The sequence below is a fragment of the Streptococcus sp. 27098_8_75 genome, assembly GCF_041432475.1.
GTDB lineage: Bacteria > Bacillota > Bacilli > Lactobacillales > Streptococcaceae > Streptococcus > Streptococcus gordonii.
Genome location: NZ_JAPVZR010000001.1, coordinates 127,586 through 143,527, shown reverse-complemented (window position 1 = coordinate 143,527; position 15,942 = coordinate 127,586). Strand labels below are relative to the sequence as shown.

At 40.7% G+C, this 15,942-nt stretch carries 20 protein-coding genes and 1 pseudogene; 18 read left to right on the top strand and 3 right to left on the bottom strand.

Features of this window, described 5'->3' with window-relative positions; genetic code table 11:
* Positions 1-23: 23 nt before the first annotated feature.
* The 13 genes from O3640_RS00685 (at position 24) to O3640_RS00625 (ending at position 8,816) form a co-directional block, all read left to right on the top strand.
* Positions 24-869 (top strand): S-adenosyl-l-methionine hydroxide adenosyltransferase family protein, encoded by an 846-nt coding sequence (locus tag O3640_RS00685; protein ID WP_223348969.1) that lies wholly within the window; start codon positions 24-26, stop codon positions 867-869.
* 23 nt (positions 870-892) lie between these two features.
* Complete coding sequence (locus tag O3640_RS00680; RefSeq protein ID WP_268723009.1) at positions 893-1,453, top strand: ECF-type riboflavin transporter substrate-binding protein; 561 nt, start codon at positions 893-895, stop codon at positions 1,451-1,453.
* A 137-nt stretch (positions 1,454-1,590) separates the two neighbouring features.
* The gene (locus O3640_RS00675) at positions 1,591-1,788 is read left to right on the top strand and encodes a hypothetical protein (RefSeq protein ID WP_061596114.1); all 198 of its coding nucleotides are present in this window, start codon (positions 1,591-1,593) and stop codon (positions 1,786-1,788) included.
* The gene (locus O3640_RS00670) at positions 1,772-1,966 is read left to right on the top strand and encodes a helix-turn-helix transcriptional regulator (RefSeq protein WP_045505738.1); all 195 of its coding nucleotides are present in this window, start codon (positions 1,772-1,774) and stop codon (positions 1,964-1,966) included. The genes O3640_RS00675 and O3640_RS00670 overlap by 17 nt, the downstream gene beginning before the upstream one ends.
* A 177-nt stretch (positions 1,967-2,143) precedes the next feature.
* Positions 2,144-2,629, top strand: a complete 486-nt coding sequence (locus tag O3640_RS00665; RefSeq protein WP_061596113.1) for a DUF6773 family protein — start codon at positions 2,144-2,146, stop codon at positions 2,627-2,629.
* Positions 2,626-3,303 (top strand): CPBP family intramembrane glutamic endopeptidase, encoded by a 678-nt coding sequence (locus O3640_RS00660; RefSeq protein WP_061596112.1) that lies wholly within the window; start codon positions 2,626-2,628, stop codon positions 3,301-3,303. Before O3640_RS00665 ends, O3640_RS00660 begins: the two co-directional genes overlap by 4 nt.
* Before the next feature lie 9 nt (positions 3,304-3,312).
* Positions 3,313-3,801, top strand: a complete 489-nt coding sequence (locus tag O3640_RS00655; RefSeq protein WP_061596111.1) for a DUF6773 family protein — start codon at positions 3,313-3,315, stop codon at positions 3,799-3,801.
* A gap of 127 nt (positions 3,802-3,928) precedes the next feature.
* Positions 3,929-4,915: a rhodanese-related sulfurtransferase gene (locus O3640_RS00650; RefSeq protein WP_061596110.1), complete on the top strand. Its 987-nt coding sequence runs from the start codon at positions 3,929-3,931 to the stop codon at positions 4,913-4,915.
* Between the two features lie 157 nt (positions 4,916-5,072).
* Positions 5,073-5,876, top strand: coding sequence for a helix-turn-helix transcriptional regulator (locus O3640_RS00645; protein WP_268723007.1), 804 nt, complete (start codon positions 5,073-5,075; stop codon positions 5,874-5,876).
* A 56-nt stretch (positions 5,877-5,932) separates the two neighbouring features.
* A complete protein-coding gene (locus O3640_RS00640) occupies positions 5,933-6,346 on the top strand; it encodes a VOC family protein (RefSeq protein WP_125367311.1) in 414 nt (137 codons plus the stop codon).
* A 9-nt stretch (positions 6,347-6,355) separates the two neighbouring features.
* Positions 6,356-6,715 carry a TfoX/Sxy family protein gene (locus tag O3640_RS00635; protein WP_125367310.1) on the top strand — a complete coding sequence of 120 codons (360 nt, stop codon included), beginning with the start codon at positions 6,356-6,358 and terminating at the stop codon, positions 6,713-6,715.
* Positions 6,716-7,143: 428 nt separating this feature from the next.
* A complete protein-coding gene (locus tag O3640_RS00630; protein ID WP_061600207.1) occupies positions 7,144-7,752 on the top strand; it encodes a DJ-1/PfpI family protein in 609 nt (202 codons plus the stop codon).
* Between the two features lie 155 nt (positions 7,753-7,907).
* Positions 7,908-8,816 carry a DUF4299 family protein gene (locus tag O3640_RS00625; protein WP_125367309.1) on the top strand — a complete coding sequence of 303 codons (909 nt, stop codon included), beginning with the start codon at positions 7,908-7,910 and terminating at the stop codon, positions 8,814-8,816.
* A 152-nt stretch (positions 8,817-8,968) separates the two neighbouring features.
* Here O3640_RS00625 and O3640_RS00620 read toward each other — a convergent pair whose 3' ends face one another.
* The 3 genes from O3640_RS00620 to O3640_RS00610 are packed head-to-tail and all read right to left on the bottom strand — an operon-like array spanning position 8,969 to position 11,507.
* Complete coding sequence (locus O3640_RS00620) at positions 8,969-10,201, bottom strand: cell wall metabolism sensor histidine kinase WalK (protein ID WP_125367308.1); 1,233 nt, start codon at positions 10,199-10,201, stop codon at positions 8,969-8,971.
* A complete protein-coding gene (locus O3640_RS00615) occupies positions 10,191-10,877 on the bottom strand; it encodes a response regulator transcription factor (RefSeq protein WP_125367307.1) in 687 nt (228 codons plus the stop codon). The genes O3640_RS00620 and O3640_RS00615 overlap by 11 nt, the downstream gene beginning before the upstream one ends.
* A 3-nt stretch (positions 10,878-10,880) precedes the next feature.
* Positions 10,881-11,507, bottom strand: coding sequence for a GTP pyrophosphokinase family protein (locus O3640_RS00610; RefSeq protein ID WP_125367306.1), 627 nt, complete (start codon positions 11,505-11,507; stop codon positions 10,881-10,883).
* 215 nt (positions 11,508-11,722) lie between these two features.
* Between O3640_RS00610 and O3640_RS00605 the strand changes: the two genes are divergently transcribed.
* The 5 genes and pseudogenes from O3640_RS00605 (at position 11,723) to O3640_RS00585 (ending at position 15,884) form a co-directional block, all read left to right on the top strand.
* Positions 11,723-12,484 carry a nucleoside phosphorylase gene (locus tag O3640_RS00605; RefSeq protein WP_125367305.1) on the top strand — a complete coding sequence of 254 codons (762 nt, stop codon included), beginning with the start codon at positions 11,723-11,725 and terminating at the stop codon, positions 12,482-12,484.
* A 10-nt stretch (positions 12,485-12,494) separates the two neighbouring features.
* Positions 12,495-13,346, top strand: a pseudogene (locus O3640_RS00600) (DUF3744 domain-containing protein); the annotation flags it as partial.
* The gene (locus O3640_RS00595) at positions 13,326-14,180 is read left to right on the top strand and encodes an energy-coupling factor ABC transporter ATP-binding protein (RefSeq protein WP_371586650.1); all 855 of its coding nucleotides are present in this window, start codon (positions 13,326-13,328) and stop codon (positions 14,178-14,180) included. The pseudogene O3640_RS00600 and the gene O3640_RS00595, both read left to right, overlap by 21 nt.
* On the top strand, positions 14,167-15,003 hold the full coding sequence (locus O3640_RS00590) for an energy-coupling factor transporter transmembrane protein EcfT (RefSeq protein WP_268723005.1): 837 nt from the start codon (positions 14,167-14,169) through the stop codon (positions 15,001-15,003). The genes O3640_RS00595 and O3640_RS00590 overlap by 14 nt, the downstream gene beginning before the upstream one ends.
* Before the next feature lie 323 nt (positions 15,004-15,326).
* Positions 15,327-15,884, top strand: a complete 558-nt coding sequence (locus O3640_RS00585) for a CPBP family intramembrane glutamic endopeptidase (protein WP_227221209.1) — start codon at positions 15,327-15,329, stop codon at positions 15,882-15,884.
* Positions 15,885-15,942 lie beyond the last annotated feature (58 nt).

Below are 15,942 nucleotides of genomic sequence, written 5' to 3'. Positions count from 1 at the left end.
CAGGACTATAAGAGGGAGAATACATGAACAATTTACTTGTATTGCAATCGGATTTTGGTCTTGTGGATGGTGCAGTATCAGCGATGATTGGTGTGGCTCTGGAGGAGTCAGCTACGTTAAAGATTCACCATTTAACACACGACATTACGCCTTATAATATTTTTGAAGGTAGCTATCGTCTTTTTCAAACGGTCAACTACTGGCCAGAAGGGACAACCTTTGTTTCAGTGGTTGATCCGGGTGTCGGCTCTAAGCGGAAGAGCGTAGTTGCAAAAACAGCGCAAAACCAATACATTGTTACTCCAGACAATGGAACCTTGTCTTTCATTAAGAAACACGTTGGTATTGTAGCTATTCGGGAAATTTCTGAAGTCGAAAATCGTCGAAAGAATACTGAACATTCCTATACCTTCCATGGTCGTGATGTCTATGCCTACACAGGAGCTAAATTGGCTAGTGGCCACATCACTTTTGAAGAAGTAGGACCAGAATTAAGCGTGGATGGCATCGTCGAGATTCCAGTTGTGGAGACCACCTTTGGCGAAGGTTCTGTCAGCGGGGCTATCGATATTCTAGACGTTCGATTTGGATCTCTTTGGACTTCTATTACTCGCGAAGAATTCCAAGAATTAGAACCTCAGTTTGGAGAACGCTTTGAGGTAACGATCTACAATAACGATATGTTGGTTTACCAAAATCAAGTGACCTATGGGAAGTCCTTTGCGGATGTTCGCATTGGTCAGCCGATTATTTATATCAATTCGCTCTATCGGGTTGGTCTAGCAATCAACCAAGGTTCTTTTGCCAAAGCCTACAATGTTGGTGTGGGTGCCCAGTGGCATATTGAAATCAAGCGTATTGAAAATTAGTGATTTGTAAAGAGGAGATAAACATGAAAAAAATATTTGATACAACTTTTACGATTAAAGAAGTCGTGGCAACTGGTATTGGTGCAGCACTCTTCGTTGTGATTGGGATGGTCAGCATTCCAACGCCTGTTCCAAACACTAGCATTCAGTTGCAATATGCTGTCCAAGCTTTGTTTGGCGTTGTTTTTGGTCCAATCGTTGGTTTCTTAACAGGATTTATTGGCCATGCCCTAAAAGACTCCATCCAATCTGGAAACCCTTGGTGGACTTGGATCTTGGCTAGTGGTTTGTTTGGATTTGTAGTCGGATTACTTAAGAACTACCTCCGTGTGGCTCAGGGAGTATTTGAATCAAGAGATATCATTACATTTAATGTGGCTCAGTTTGTGGCTAATGCCTTGGTTTGGGTAGTCATCGCTCCACTTGGAGATATCTTGATCTATAATGAACCAAGCAATAAGGTCTTTGCACAAGGTGTTGTCGCAACCCTTGCCAATGGTCTGACTGTTGCAGTTGCCGGAACCATACTTTTAATTGCCTATGCACGTACTCAGACAAAGAGTGGCAGCCTTAAAAAAGATTAAATCACGCGATAAGAATAAAAAGACCGAGATTTCCCTCGGTCTTTTTTGTTAAAAATAAAATACTTTTTGCAATTTATATATTGCATTTTAAAAAATATATTGTATAATAGACTTATAAAAATGAAGGGAGAACCGATATGAAAAACATCAAAAATATATATTCACCACTTATTTGGCTTGTTTTGGGTGTAATTTTTTTGGTTATAGGACTGAACAATCAAAATGATACTTTTCTTATTTTTGCTGGCTGTGATGTTACAATTGGTTGTGCACTTTTAAGCATAGCAACTAAGAAGAAAAATGATAAGGACGATGATCATGGCAAAAAATCTTAAGCTAAAGATGGCGCGAGTGGAGCATGATATGACTCAGGGCGACTTGGCAGATGCTATCGGAGTGACCCGCCAGACCATTGGCTTGATTGAGGCAGGTAAGTATAATCCCAGTCTCAGTTTATGCATAGCGATTTGCAAATGTCTCGATAAAACGCTGGATCAATTGTTTTGGGAGTAAAAATGTCCGGGGGATATTTTTAGCCTGAGCCGAAAAACACGAAAGCGAGGGAATGTCCGGGGGACATTTTTAGCCCGAGCCGAAAAATGTGAAAGAAATGACCAGCAATAGTTGAAGAGCAATTTTTGCATAAAGATTAAATTGGGATGAAATTTTAAGCAAAAGAGGAAAATATATATGAAATCTAAGGTTAAACAAGAGATCTTTAAAGATGAACGAATAGAGAAATTGGACGGAAAAGTTGCAGGAGAGTTAGTGTTAGGAATGTTTTTCTTCTTAGCTATATCTGTGTTTTTCAAAGTCTATATTCTCCGTCTAAGCTTGCTAGCTTATCTGCCAGAAGGGATTCTCCTTATCCTAGTAGGTCTCTATGCTTTGCTTCGTCGCTTAAGCCTAGGCATTGATGTTCGTGATATGGTGAGAGAGGAAAAATGGGCAGAACGTGTTGGTAGTGGAATTATTTTTGCTTTAATTCTTGTGGCTATTGATTTCTTTGGACAGCGAGAAAGTATGGCTAGCATGCTGAGTATGATCTATCTGCTTAAGATGCTTTTTGCAATGGTTCTTTTTATGTTTGGAAGCTTGACCATGGACAAGATTAGTCTTTTCCTAAACGGCAAACGTCAGGCAAAGTTAGATCAGGAATTGGAGGATGAAGAATGACTTGCTGGAAAAGATTGATGTGGAGTGGTTGTGCTTTCTTAGCCTTAGCCTTGTATGTGCTACCTATGGTATTTCAGCAGAAAGCAGAAACTTATCAAATTTCAAAACAGTGGACTATTGGCATAGGTATTTTGCTGATCTTCCTCGCTTTACTGGTCTTTATTGTGGTAGCAAAGAAGATTGGAATTTTATCTCAGTCTGGAAAAGTCTTTCAAAAAGGAGACGGGAAACGAATTTTTCTTAGCATCTTAGGCATGTTCCTTATATCTATCCTTGGAACGGCTTTATTACGGTGGCTAAATGGAGAAGTTACGACGGCTAATCAGGCGTCTTTGATAGAGGAGTTTCAAAGAGGAAATGGGATTTTGTTACCCATCATGCTTGGAGTTTTAGCACCTGTTGTAGAAGAAATTATCTTCCGTGGAATCCTCCCACTAAAAATCTTTAAAGGCTATGAGGGATGGGGCTATATCGTAGGCGGCCTCCTCTTTGCGCTTTTTCACGGGCCAACCAATATCGTCTCTTTTGTGATTTATGCTGTTTCTTCTGTGATTTTGACATTGCTGGCCTATCGAACTCGTCGCTTGGAAGTTAGTATTGCAGTTCACATGATTAATAATGGACTTCCTGCCATTATCATGTTGTTAATTGGTATTTTTGGAATGGAAGTATAGGAGCTTAAAATGAAGATAAAACTAATTCACCGTCACATCTTAGACGAACGTGAAGAGCAACTTGTTAACAAGGCTGGCATGGAAGCTTTTAGTTTCCTGCTGTTTAGTAGTTTGGCATTATATGTTGGATCGGTGGTTATGAATGCGGGAGCCATTCACTATCAACCATTCTTGATCCTGATTGCGATTGCATTTCTATATTTTCTCTGTCGAGCTCAATATCTAGGAGGTAATTATTACAATAGTTTCAGTCTGACTATCTGGGGTGTGCTGGCTGCAACAGGCTTTCTGACCCTTTTAATTGCCTGCCAGAATTTCCAACTGAATCATGCTATTTATCATAATAATGTTTTTCACCCCATGTTTCTATTTGTTATTTTAATTACTTTTGTCATTCACTTTCCCTTGATACTGGTGGTTAATATTTTCTTAGACGCTATAAGCAAGAATCAAAAGAAGCGTTTTGAACGCTATTTGAACCAACTTGAGGAGGAGTGAAGTGTTTAGCAATTCAGCTCTGCTATTTTCCAAACAAATTTTTTGCCCAGTTTTTTCAATCAGGTTATAATAAATAGATGAATTAAAAATTCAGAAAATTTTATAGAGAAAAGAGAGTTGAAATCTTATGGCAAAAGATATTCGCGTCCTACTTTACTACAAATATGTTCCGATTGAGAATGCTGAGAAATTTGCAGCTGATCATCTGGCCTTCTGTAAATCTATTGGTCTTAAAGGCCGTATCTTGGTGGCAGATGAGGGAATCAATGGAACGGTTTCCGGTGATTATGAAACCACTCAAAAATACATGGATTATGTACACAGCCTTCCGGGCATGGAAGACCTTTGGTTCAAGATTGACGAAGAAAATGAGCAAGCTTTCAAGAAAATGTTTGTTCGCTACAAGAAAGAAATCGTGCACTTGGGCTTGGAAGACAATGATTTTGACAATGACATCAACCCGCTGGAGACGACAGGAGCTTACCTGTCACCTAAGGAATTTAAGGAAGCACTCTTGGACGAGGACACTGTCGTCCTAGACACTCGTAACGACTACGAGTACGATCTAGGTCACTTCCGAGGAGCCATTCGTCCAGACATCCGCAACTTCCGCGAATTGCCGCAATGGGTCCGTGATAACAAAGAGAAGTTCATGGACAAGCGCGTGGTTGTTTACTGTACAGGTGGTGTTCGCTGTGAGAAATTCTCAGGCTGGATGGTGCGTGAAGGATACAAGGATGTCGGTCAGCTTCATGGCGGTATCGCGACTTACGGCAAGGATCCAGAAGTTCAAGGTGAGCTTTGGGACGGCAAGATGTATGTCTTTGATGAGCGTATATCCGTTGATATCAACCATGTTGATCCAGTTGTGATTGGGAAAGACTGGTTTGACGGTACTCCTTGCGAGCGCTATGTCAACTGTGGCAATCCAGAGTGTAACCGCCGCATCCTGACTTCAGAAGAAAATGAAGACAAGTATCTCCGTGGCTGTTCTCACGAATGCCGTGTTCACCCTCGCAACCGCTATGTGGCTGAAAACGACCTGAGCCAGGCAGAAGTGATGGAACGTTTGGCTGCGATTGGAGAAAGCTTGGAAACATTGGTAGCTCAGTAATCTCATAGTAAAGATCAAAAACTTTAGACGTTTCAAATGTCTAAAGTTTTTTCATTATTTATTTGCAGCTTGGCTTTTCTTTATTCAGGTTTTGATTTTTTGTCCTTTCTTTTTGATGTGATATAATGGGCTTAATAAATGGGAAAGGAGCAAGTCTATGTCTAAAGCTATCATGGAAAAAGTGGCAGCCTATTTGCGTCAGCATGCAGATGAAGAGCTGAGTCTGACCGATTTAGCTCAGTATTTCCATTATAGTCCTTCCCATCTATCCAGAACTTTCAAGAAAAAGATGGGCTTTTCTATCAAGCAATATGTGGAAGCTCTTAAGATGGAAAAAGGGATTCAGGAAATTGTGGAAGGCCAGCAAAATGTGACTGAGACATCTATGGAAGCTGGTTATGATAGTCTAGGCAGTTTTTCTAATACTTTTAAGCGGCATACTGGACTTTCGCCTAAAAAATATTATCAGGAATCAACCAAGGCTTATGATTTCATGATTAAACAGCTAGATGAGAAGGGAGCTTTCTTGCATCAGGATCCCGACTGTAAAAGTGGCAATCGATTGACCGTAGAGTTATCTTATCCTGAGGGCTATGAACCACGTATTAGCTGTGTCGGGCTTTTTAAAACCCGCATTCCCAAAGAAGAGCCAGTTATCGGAGTAGCACTGAGTCAGAAGAGAAAGTTTACTTTTGAAAATGTACCGGATGGCCACTACTATCTTTTGGCCTGTGAATTGCTGGAGGATTTACGCCTAACTAAAAACTATGTCTTGAAGCATAACTTTCGCTGGGGCAGCGATGAGCCTCTCACTTTTTCAGGCGATAGCATCTATCAGGAGGAAATCAGCATGCGCAGGCCCTTGCCCAGCGATCCCCCTATTACAGTTAATCTTCCAGTTTTAATCATGCGTTCCCTAGCCAAACAAGCGCAATTGAGAATAAGAAAATTTTTATCCTAATTGATAAACTGATACTAGAGATTTATTCTCAGTTATAAACAATTGGAGGAACAATAATGAAATTAGACGTGTTTTTAAGTTTTAATGGTCAGGCCGAAGAAGCTTTTCGTTTTTATGCAGATCTTTTTCAGACTGAGATAAAGGGACTTGCCCGAGCCAGTGAGATGATGGATCCAGCTGACCTTCCTGCAGAAAAACGGGATAAGCTTGCCTGGATTGCCTTAGATACGGAAAACTTAACCCTGCATGGTGAAGATGTAGGCATTTTTAACGACCTATCTATTCCTAGCAATCATCAGCCCAATCAATGGTTAGTTCTGAGCCCAGACAGTAGAGAAGAAGCTGATGAACTTTTTGCAAAGCTTGCTGAAGGTGGTCAAATTCTCTATCCTTTAGAGGAACAAGCTTTCGCAGAGTTTTATGGGCGCTTGATTGACCGTTTTGGTATCGGCTGGGATGTGATGAAATGAGGCCGAAGGATGGCTTATAGTGAATCCTTAGCCCAGCAAGTCCGTGCCATTTTAGCTACTGAACTTCCTCTTCATGTTTTTGAAGAAGAGGTAGAAGAGAAGAAGATGTTTGGTGGCTTGGCTTTTATGGTCCGAGGTAAGATGTCTGTTACTGTGAGTTCGAGAAGTCAAGAGCTTGTCATGGTCCGCATCGGTAAGGAAATGGAAAAGCAGGTTCTACCTAAAAATGGTGCTAGTGTAACGTTAATGAAGGGCAGGCTTTACCATGGCTATATTGATTTAGATGTCGAAGCACAAAAGGAACTATCTTACTGGATCAAGTTAGCTTTGGCCTACAATCAGGAGTTGAGCCAATCGTCTGAAACTTAATAAAGAAATAATAAAGAAGAAAGTCTAGCTAAATTTTGATTCAGCAAGCTTGTCTTCTTTTTTAATACAAATGTTTATATACTTTTGCACTAGATACCCCGTTAATTGAGAGTCTAGAAGATTATTAGAGTTGCGCTAGTATAAAAAATGAGTTTTACCTTACTATGACATGCTAAGAATAAGCAAAAACTATCCCAATCTCGTGATTTTAGGTATAATAGTAGCCAGAGGTGATCTTATGGGAATTCTAATATTTCTATTTCTTTTAGCTTTGATCTTTTTATTCTATTTTGTCGGTTTCATTATCAAGTTGATTCTAGGGGTCGTCTTCTTTGTTACTGGTTTGGTGGTACTTTTATTCCTACTGGGTCGTTACCGAAAGTAGAGTAAGTGACTGCTATGAACCAATGGAAAATGGGGGGAGATCCATGTTAAAAATAGAGCAACCAATTACGATTATTTCATTTCTTTTTGATGATTTTGAGACCCTAGATTTGATGGGGCCAGTAGAGTTTTTAGCTACTTTACCCAATGTAGAGACGAAATATGTCTCCCTTGCTGGTGGTCTGATTTCTAGTCGTCAAGGTTTTCAAATCATGACGGATAATTTTAAAAGCTTACCTCCCAATTCTCTTCTCTTATTACCTGGTGGTCAAGGTGTCAGAAAGATGGTGGAAGATAAGATTTTCCTATCTTCGCTAGAAAAGGCTGTCCAGCAAGCTGAGTTGGTCTTAAGTATTTGTACAGGAGCAGCTCTTTTAGCTCAGATTGGTCAACTCAAGGGGCGTAAAGCCACTAGCAACAAGCTTGCCTTGTCTTGGGTCGCTTCACATGATAGAGAAGTCCTTTGGCAAGATCAAGCTCGCTGGGTCGTAGATGGAAAGTTCTACACTTCATCAGGTGTCTCGGCCGGTATGGATATGTCCTTGGGCTTTGTAGCTGATTTTTGGGGGCAGGACTTGGCAGAAGAATTGGCAAAAAAAGCAGAATACGTGTGGCAAAACAAGGCTGATCAAGACCCTTTTTCTGATAAATAAAGAGCAGTCTGAGGAAATCAGATTGCTTTTTGACTATGCCCGTAATTTGTTCTACTATGCTAAAGGGAAACATTAAAAAAAGGTGTTTGAGTTCCTTATTTTTCAATAGTAACTTATGCTATAATATAGTTAAAATATGGTAGGGGCATTATTTTATGAGTATAACATTTTCCGTTTTGAATAAACGAAGTCTTCTAGGATTTCAGAAAGTTATAAAGGTCAGTGATCTACTTGGATTGGTCGACGGACTTGAACCTCACCCTGCTCAGAAGGATTCTTTGTCTCTTGGCTTGGATAAGCTTCCTTTGTTGAAGTGTTGGGCTCCTGCTAAGTCTGGCCGTTACATGGACTTAGAATATGACAAAACTCATAAAACTTATAATGTGAGGATTTTGACACCTTCAACACTTGCTGATTGGGAGTATGCCTTAACTTTGGTTTCTAAGCTATCAGCTTATCTGGGCACTAGTATTTATGATGAGCATGGCAGGGAATATAGTAGCTCAAGTGTATTAGCTTTCCCATATCAAGAAGATATACTCTTAGGCTTGGAGAACTTTCTAAAGTTAGGATATCCCTTAGTGTATCAAGATGGGGTTCGCAGGAGAATTGCCCTGAACCCTCAGATGGTGGAAGAATTTCTGAAAGAGGATAATCCTGCTCAGAGTTATAGTGATTTCTTTACACTTAGACAGTACCTCGACGCTTACGATGCGCAAAGTAAATTTTATGGGAATGAGCAGAATCAACAAATTTTAGGAGTATATACTCTAACTGCTGGTGTTGACACGATTCTACCCTTTGAACTTAGTCTAGCTCCGGAAGATGTAGAGTATATAGATGAATCAAAATTAAGCTGGTGTTGCAATCTTGTGGGATGTGATGATACGGATCCAGATAATGTTGAAAAGTTCTTCTTTTATAAGAGAATTTCTTATTCAGATTTTTTGGACAGGCTCCCTAAGGATATGGCTCAAGTATTTGATGGTGAGAAAATTTATGTTCCTGCTATGACTTTTGCCCAAATGAAGGATCTTTTTGACAGCTGTTCTGAGTTTGTGTAAGAGAGACTTGGTCATTTTACTCGATTCATTTAGCAAAGCCTTGTATAAGATACTCTAAAATTTCTTCCAAGCAGTTAACTTGTCATATCAAGAAAAGCAATCTGTTCTATTCAGATTGCTTTTTGAGTTTATTGGAGATTCCTTTTGTTATGTTAGAGAGAAATGTTAAAGGTTATCCGGCCCTTTTTGTAGGAAGCCCAGATTCTCCCTTTGAAGAGGCTGGTTAGATGTTGGGCCATGGAGAGACCAATGCCATAGCCAGAAACGGCTTGGTTATTGTGGGAAGTTTCGGCTCGGTAAAAGCGGTCAAAGAAACGTTTGTAATCAATCTTTGTTCCAGCAGCATAGTCATTTGAAATTTCAATGCGAATCTTGCGTCTAAAGGATCGACGGTTATTGTAGGCCTTAATCATAATCGTTCCTTTATCATCGCAATACTTACGAGCATTATCCAAGAGAATGCTAATTAATTCGTAGCCTTCATCTTCTGACATCATAGCCTTTAAATCTGGCTGAACGTCTAGTTCTAGATATTTGTTTTCCTGCTGGATGAGGGATGAATGGTCTTTCCCAACTTTTTCAATCAATTCTGAGAGATTGACGCTGGTTTGCTCAAGATTTTCGTGTTCCTCCATCCGAGACAGCCTGATCAAGCGGGCAATTAGTTTGTTTAAGCGTTCCGTTTGAGCCTTGGTACTTTCTGTCCATTCGTTTTCACCTGTCATCATCTCTTGCAGTTCAGTGTTGGCTGCGATAATGGCTAGAGGCGTTTTGAGCTCATGTCCTGCATTGGTGATAAAAACACGTTGTTTCTCATAATTTTTAACGTAGGGACGGATAACAATGCCTGAAACTAAGGCGATAATGAGCGTTAGGAAAAAGAGGCTCGCAAGGGCGATCCAGGTAGAAAATTGAGCTAAAATACTTCGTTCACGATTGTAGTTGGTCGTTTCTAAAAAGGCAACTAGGAGTTTTTGGCCTTTGCTACTAATTTGGTAGGAGAAGTAGCGATTGTTGGCTTGCATTTGGCCATATTTACCACCTGTTTTTAAGGCCTTTTGAGCCATCTGATAAATAGTATTTTCACTGAGTGATTGGATATTGCCTAGGTTGATGCTGGTAGCCTGCTTTGTTTGGCTGGCAGAGAAATATTGGAAGTTGTAAATAATACCTTCTTGGATGTTTTTATCGGTCAAGTCTTGCTTAATTTCTTCTGTCATGGGTAATTGGCCGTCATTATCTGTTAGTACAGACAAGACAGTTTGGATATTGCTCTCCGTTTGAGCATAGACAGCAGAGTTAATCAAGAGCCAAAACATTCCCAAGATTAAGGCGACAACCAGAGTGGCAAGACCGATAAAACGAAGCTGGAGCTTACGAAACATGATCCTCACCTGCCTTTTCAGTAAGTTGGAATGGGCCCGCTTCATCACCAAGGATTTCTAAATTAGAATGGACACTTTTCAATTTTTGCCGAAGGTAGGATACATAAATAAAAGCAAGCTCTTGGTCTGTTTCTTCATCTGACCAGACTCGTTCAAGGATTTGCCTACGACTTAGTTCTTTATCTGAGTTCTGCATGAAGTATTGAAGAAGTTTAAGCTCTTTTCCGGCTAAGCGGATACTATTGGAAGCACGAAGTTCTTGTTCGTCTAGACGAAGCTCGGTATTGCCAATCTGGAGCTGAACAGGACTATAATTATCTGCTCGACGAGCCATTGAGCGGAGGCGAGCCAAGAGTTCTTTAAGAGAAAAGGGCTTGGTCAGATAGTCATCAGCCCCAGCATCTAGTCCATTCACTCGGTCATCGACCTCAGCCATGGCAGTCAGCATAATGACATGGGTGGTATTACCAGTTGCTCTGATTTCTTTGAGCGCCTCTAATCCAGTCATGATGGGCATCATAATATCAAGAATAATAACATTGTAGGTGTTTTGATTAGCAAGGTTTAAGGCCTCTTGGCCATTAAAGACACTATCAACTTGATAGCCGTCATGCTCAAGAGCAGCTAGGATAACACGGTTGAGTTGGGCTTCATCTTCAGCTAACAAAATTCTCATAACTTAGTCCTCTCTTTCGTTAGATTCTTGAATGAGATTGCGAATCGTCTGCATGGTCAAGTCGCAGGAAGCGAGTTCATCGGCACAGCGTTTTAGTTCCCGCTCGATCCGTTCTGGATTTTTGATCTCGTGCTTGTATTTCATCTGGTGCTCAAGGCTTGCCCAGGAGTCCATGGCAATGGTTCGTAGTTGGACCTCAATAAAGTACTTGCCTGGAGTCTTGCCATAGCAGTCAGGGTAGGGGGTCTCTACTTCTAAAATGAGGTGGTAGGAGCGGTAGCCATTAGGTTTGACTTGATTGATGTAGTCTTTTTCCTTGAAGATATGAATGCCAGGCATTTGACGGATAAAGTCAATAATTTGGTAAATGTCATCCACAAATCCTGTAATAATACGAATGCCGATAGCATCCCGAATCTGTTTGAGAGCCGATTCAGCAGTCAGAGGTAAATTTTTTCGTTGGCATTTTTCAGCCATGCTGTCAGCGGTCTTAATACGAGCATGGAAATGTTCATAGAGTTTGAAAGAAGTTGTTTTCTTGTGCTCTAGTGCGGCTGTTTTGATTTTTTGAGTAAAGTCCTCTAGGATAAGAGGCAGGTACTGCTCGTAAGCTTCATAAATACTCGTCATGATTCTCTCTCTTTGCTTGCTTTAGTCTTTCTATTATACCACGAAAGACAGGTAAACATATCAGCCTTTAGCAGGAAGTGATTTACTTTAAGTTTTGTGAAAGGAAAGATTCGTCTTTTGTTCTGTTAATGCATGAATTTAATTGATAAAGCTGAAGGATCCAAGCTTTTTATGATACAATAGAAAGAACAAATGCGAAAGTGAAAGGAGTAGGCGTGATACTAGAAGAATTTGACCAAAATCCCAAAGCCATTATCAATCCTGAAGATTTGATTGAGCCTATTTCCGATTTTCCTTCAGTAGCAGTTTCTTGCTTTGCTAGAGAAACTTTCAAAAGACTCTTGGAAAATTTTAATCATGAGCTTATCACAACAACGAGTATGGCCAATATAGAGATTCCGATATACAGAGTTTTTGTGGCTGATCAGGAACTAGCTTTTTTTAATGCTCCGGTGGGGGCCTCGGCCTGTGTTGCCATTTTAGAAGATCTTATTGCTTTTGGAATGAAGAAGCTTGTCCTCTTCGGCACCTGTGGCGTGCTGGACGAGGATATTAGTGAGACTTCCATCATTGTGCCAACAGTTGCCATACGAGATGAGGGGACTAGTTATCATTACCAAGCAGCATCTGATGAAATTGTGGTGAATGATGGTCTGCAGGATTTTCTGCTAGAATTTTTAGATGAACGAGGCATTTCCCATAGTCGGGGCAAGGTTTGGACCACAGATGGTATTTACCGAGAGACAGCAGAGAAACTCTTAAGGAGAAAAGAAGCAGGAGCTATTTGCGTCGATATGGAATGTTCTGCTGTTGCTGCTCTGGCAGCCTTTCGTTCTGTAACTGTCTGCCAATTTTTCTATGCTGCTGACCATTTGTCAGAGGAAAAATGGGATATGAGAAATCTGTCCAATCATGCCGACTTGGATGAAAAAGATAAGATAGCAAATCTGGCGGTGCAAATCGCCCTAGCTTTATAATGAGAATACAATGAAACAACCTATAATTCAGTTTGAAAATTTCACTTTTCAATATCAGGCCCAGCTGGAGCCGACCTTAAAAGAGATTAATCTGACCATTTATGAAGGCGAAAAGGTCTTAATTGTCGGTCCTTCCGGGTCAGGAAAGTCAACTCTGGGCCAGTGTCTAAACGGTATCATTCCTAATATCTATAAAGGCCAAGCTAGCGGTCACTTAAAGGTTCAGGGACAGGATGCCTTTGCGTCTAGCATTTATGACAAGTCCAATTTAGTCAGTACAGTCCTACAAGATACAGATGGTCAGTTTATTGGCCTCAGTGTGGCGGAAGACTTGGCTTTTGCTTTAGAAAACGACATGGTTGAATTACCCGTCATGAAAGAAAAAGTTCAGCATTGGGCGGAAAAATTAGACTTGGTGAACTTACTTCAGCATCGGCCTCAGGATTTGTCTGGCGGTCAAAAGCAGCGGGTCAGCCTGGCAGGTGTCTTAATTGATGAGAGTCCCATTTTGCTTTTTGATGAACCGTTAGCCAATTTAGATCCGAAATCTGGTCAGGATGCAATTGATTTGATTGATCAGATTCACAAGGAAGCTGGAACGACCACTATTATTATCGAGCACCGTTTAGAGGATGTCCTTTATCGCTCAGTAGACCGTTTGGTCTTGGTCAATGATGGTCGGATTCTCTTTGATGATCACCCCGATCTTTTGCTGAAGACAACTTTACTGGCTGAAAATGGAATACGAGAGCCCCTCTATCTGACCACCTTGCGCCAGCTAGGTCTCGATATAGCTGAGATGGATCATTTGTCTGATCTGGCCAGTCTAGAGTTACCAGTTTTGCCATTTTCAAAAGAGGCTGTTGTAGAGGCGACTCAAGAAAGGGATTCTAACCTATTTTCCGTTGAGCATATCAGTTTTTCTTATGGCAAGCGACCTGTTTTGCAGGATATTTCTCTTGAGATTTCTAAGGGAGAACGGATTGCTATTGTCGGCAAGAACGGGGCCGGTAAGTCCACTCTAGCCAAGGCTTTCTGTCAATTTATCCAGACAGAGGGTGCCTACAGCTGGCAGGGAAAAGATATCAAGGGTGATTCTATTAAGGAGCGAGCGGAACGGATAGGCTATGTGCTGCAAAATCCTAATCAGATGATTTCAGAAACCATGATTTTTGATGAAGTGGCCCTAGGCCTTCGCTTGCGAGGTCTCCCAGAGGAGGAAATCGAAGAGCGGGTCTTGGCAGTTTTGAAGACTTGTGGCCTGTATGAATTTAGGAATTGGCCTATTTCAGCCCTGTCTTTCGGCCAAAAGAAGCGGGTGACCATAGCATCTATCTTGGTCTTAGGGCCAGAAGTGATCTTGTTAGATGAGCCAACGGCGGGCCAAGATCAGCGCAATTATACGGAAATTATGAATTTCTTGGATGAGCTGAATCAAAAGGGGCATACGATTATCATGATTACCCATGACATGCAGCTGATGCTGGATTATTCTGACCGTGCGATTGTAATAGTGGATGGGCAGTTTTTGGCAGACAAATCGCCTGCCCAAGTACTGACTGATAAAGATTTGATTGAGGCAGCGAATCTGAAGGAAACCTCAATTTTTACTCTGGCCAAGAAGTTGGGAGTTGACCCTCTAGCCTTGACAGAGTTTTATATGAAAGAGAAGGGAGCAAGCCATGTTTCAAGATAAGAAAATCATTGGTTATCATGCTGGAACTGGCTTTGTTCATAGTCTGTCAGGTGCCAGTAAATTATTATTTTTCATCCTTGTGTCTGTAGCAGCCATGATTAGCTATGATACGCGACTTTTGCTAGTGATTGCTATTCTGTCTCTATCCCTGTTTCGCTTGTCAGGAATTCGTCTACGTGATGTTAGTTTTGTCTTGGTTTTTGCAGGAGTCTTTGCCATCCTCAATATACTGATGGTTTATCTCTTTGCGCCCCAGTATGGTCAGGATATTTATGGGAGCAGTACGGTTCTGCTGAATGGTTTCGGAATTTATAATGTTTCCTTGCAGGAATTATTTTATCTCTTCAATCTATGTTTGAAGTACCTCTGTACCATTCCTTTGGCAGTTATTTTTCTAATGACAACACATCCAAGTCAATTTGCTTCCAGTCTCAATCAGATTGGTATTCCTTATAAAATCGCCTATTCTGTCAGCCTTACCCTCCGCTATATTCCAGATTTACAAGAAGAGTTTTATCTGATTAAGATGTCACAAGAGGCGCGTGGTTTAGAATTGTCAAGCAAGGCCAAATTGAGCCACAGAATCAAGGGGAATTTACAGATTATTATTCCTTTGATTTTCAGCTCTTTAGAACGAATCGAAACGATTGCGACAGCCATGGAACTCCGCCGTTTTGGAAAAAATAAAAAGAGAACCTGGTATAGTTACCAAGCCTTTACTAAGTTAGATGTCCTTGTTATTACTCTTTCTCTAGTTTTCTTGTTGATTAGTTTAGTTTTATTCTTTGTCAACCATGGACGATTTTATAACCCTTGGAGATAGAAAATGGAGAACAGAAGGTATAGGAAAAAAGAGACTTAAAGAAGAATACAGGTTACAGATTCAGCTTATTTTGTTCATTTATCTGATTTGCTTTATACTACGGATTGCAGAATACCTGATTTTGAGGACGGATCAGACATTCTGGGGAGAATCATTTGTCCACAAGTTTCTGGGGCTAATGCTACTGATTCCGGCTTTGCATTTCTTCGGTTTGAATTCAAAACAAATCGGCTTTGGGACAAAAGGTTTGTTCTCCTATGTTAGTTTTGGTCTAGTCTGGGGGGAGTCTGTTTTTTGCCTTAGCTTATCTGATAGAAATCACTTTGTTGCTGAGTCAAGGCAATCTTTTAGGACTTGATTTCTATGTGTCTGCTTATTCAGTTAGTGGTAATATCGGTCAACAAAGGGGCTTTCTTTTTCTGTTGATCTGTCTGGCGGGCAATCTCATCAATGTCCTTATGGAAGAAGGAATCTTCCGTGGACTTTTTCAAAAAGTATTTGAAAGAAAATACAGCTTTTTGAAGGCGGCTCTTTTGTCCAATCTTCTTTTTGGTTTTTGGCATATTATGGGACCATTCAGAAGTTTTCTCGATGGGGAAATGAGTTTGACAGGCTTCTGGATTAATAGTTTGATTTTAATTCTCACCAGTTTTCTAATTGGCTTTCAGTTTGCTCTTATGACCAAGATGACAGGCAGCCTTTATATGGGGATGGCCGTTCATTTTGTTAATAACACGGTCGTCAATCTCCTTCACGTTTTATCAAAAGGTGGAGTGGATCAGCTATTGAGTCTTCGAATCACTCTGGCTCAGACCTTGTCATTTTTGATGCTTTTGATCATCTATCAAATACGAAAGCGATCGCGTAACGAAGTTCTTTAGTACATCGGATTTTTTCAACTAATCTCAACGAGACATTTAAAAAGCAGGCAATTTCTGA

Bases quoted from the DNA above. Each gene is read 5' to 3' on its own strand.
- O3640_RS00630 (WP_061600207.1), top strand. From the start codon at position 7,144: ATGTTAAAAATAGAGCAACCAATTACGATTATTTCATTTCTTTTTGAT.
- O3640_RS00625 (WP_125367309.1), top strand. From the start codon at position 7,908: ATGAGTATAACATTTTCCGTTTTGAATAAACGAAGTCTTCTAGGATTT.
- O3640_RS00685 (WP_223348969.1), top strand. From the start codon at position 24: ATGAACAATTTACTTGTATTGCAATCGGATTTTGGTCTTGTGGATGGT.
- O3640_RS00670 (WP_045505738.1), top strand. From the start codon at position 1,772: ATGGCAAAAAATCTTAAGCTAAAGATGGCGCGAGTGGAGCATGATATG.
- O3640_RS00615 (WP_125367307.1), bottom strand. From the start codon at position 10,877: ATGAGAATTTTGTTAGCTGAAGATGAAGCCCAACTCAACCGTGTTATC.
- O3640_RS00680 (WP_268723009.1), top strand. From the start codon at position 893: ATGAAAAAAATATTTGATACAACTTTTACGATTAAAGAAGTCGTGGCA.
- O3640_RS00610 (WP_125367306.1), bottom strand. From the start codon at position 11,507: ATGACGAGTATTTATGAAGCTTACGAGCAGTACCTGCCTCTTATCCTA.
- O3640_RS00635 (WP_125367310.1), top strand. From the start codon at position 6,356: ATGGCTTATAGTGAATCCTTAGCCCAGCAAGTCCGTGCCATTTTAGCT.
- O3640_RS00645 (WP_268723007.1), top strand. From the start codon at position 5,073: ATGTCTAAAGCTATCATGGAAAAAGTGGCAGCCTATTTGCGTCAGCAT.
- O3640_RS00650 (WP_061596110.1), top strand. From the start codon at position 3,929: ATGGCAAAAGATATTCGCGTCCTACTTTACTACAAATATGTTCCGATT.
- O3640_RS00665 (WP_061596113.1), top strand. From the start codon at position 2,144: ATGAAATCTAAGGTTAAACAAGAGATCTTTAAAGATGAACGAATAGAG.
- O3640_RS00640 (WP_125367311.1), top strand. From the start codon at position 5,933: ATGAAATTAGACGTGTTTTTAAGTTTTAATGGTCAGGCCGAAGAAGCT.
- O3640_RS00620 (WP_125367308.1), bottom strand. From the start codon at position 10,201: ATGTTTCGTAAGCTCCAGCTTCGTTTTATCGGTCTTGCCACTCTGGTT.
- O3640_RS00655 (WP_061596111.1), top strand. From the start codon at position 3,313: ATGAAGATAAAACTAATTCACCGTCACATCTTAGACGAACGTGAAGAG.
- O3640_RS00675 (WP_061596114.1), top strand. From the start codon at position 1,591: ATGAAAAACATCAAAAATATATATTCACCACTTATTTGGCTTGTTTTG.
- O3640_RS00590 (WP_268723005.1), top strand. From the start codon at position 14,167: ATGTTTCAAGATAAGAAAATCATTGGTTATCATGCTGGAACTGGCTTT.
- O3640_RS00660 (WP_061596112.1), top strand. From the start codon at position 2,626: ATGACTTGCTGGAAAAGATTGATGTGGAGTGGTTGTGCTTTCTTAGCC.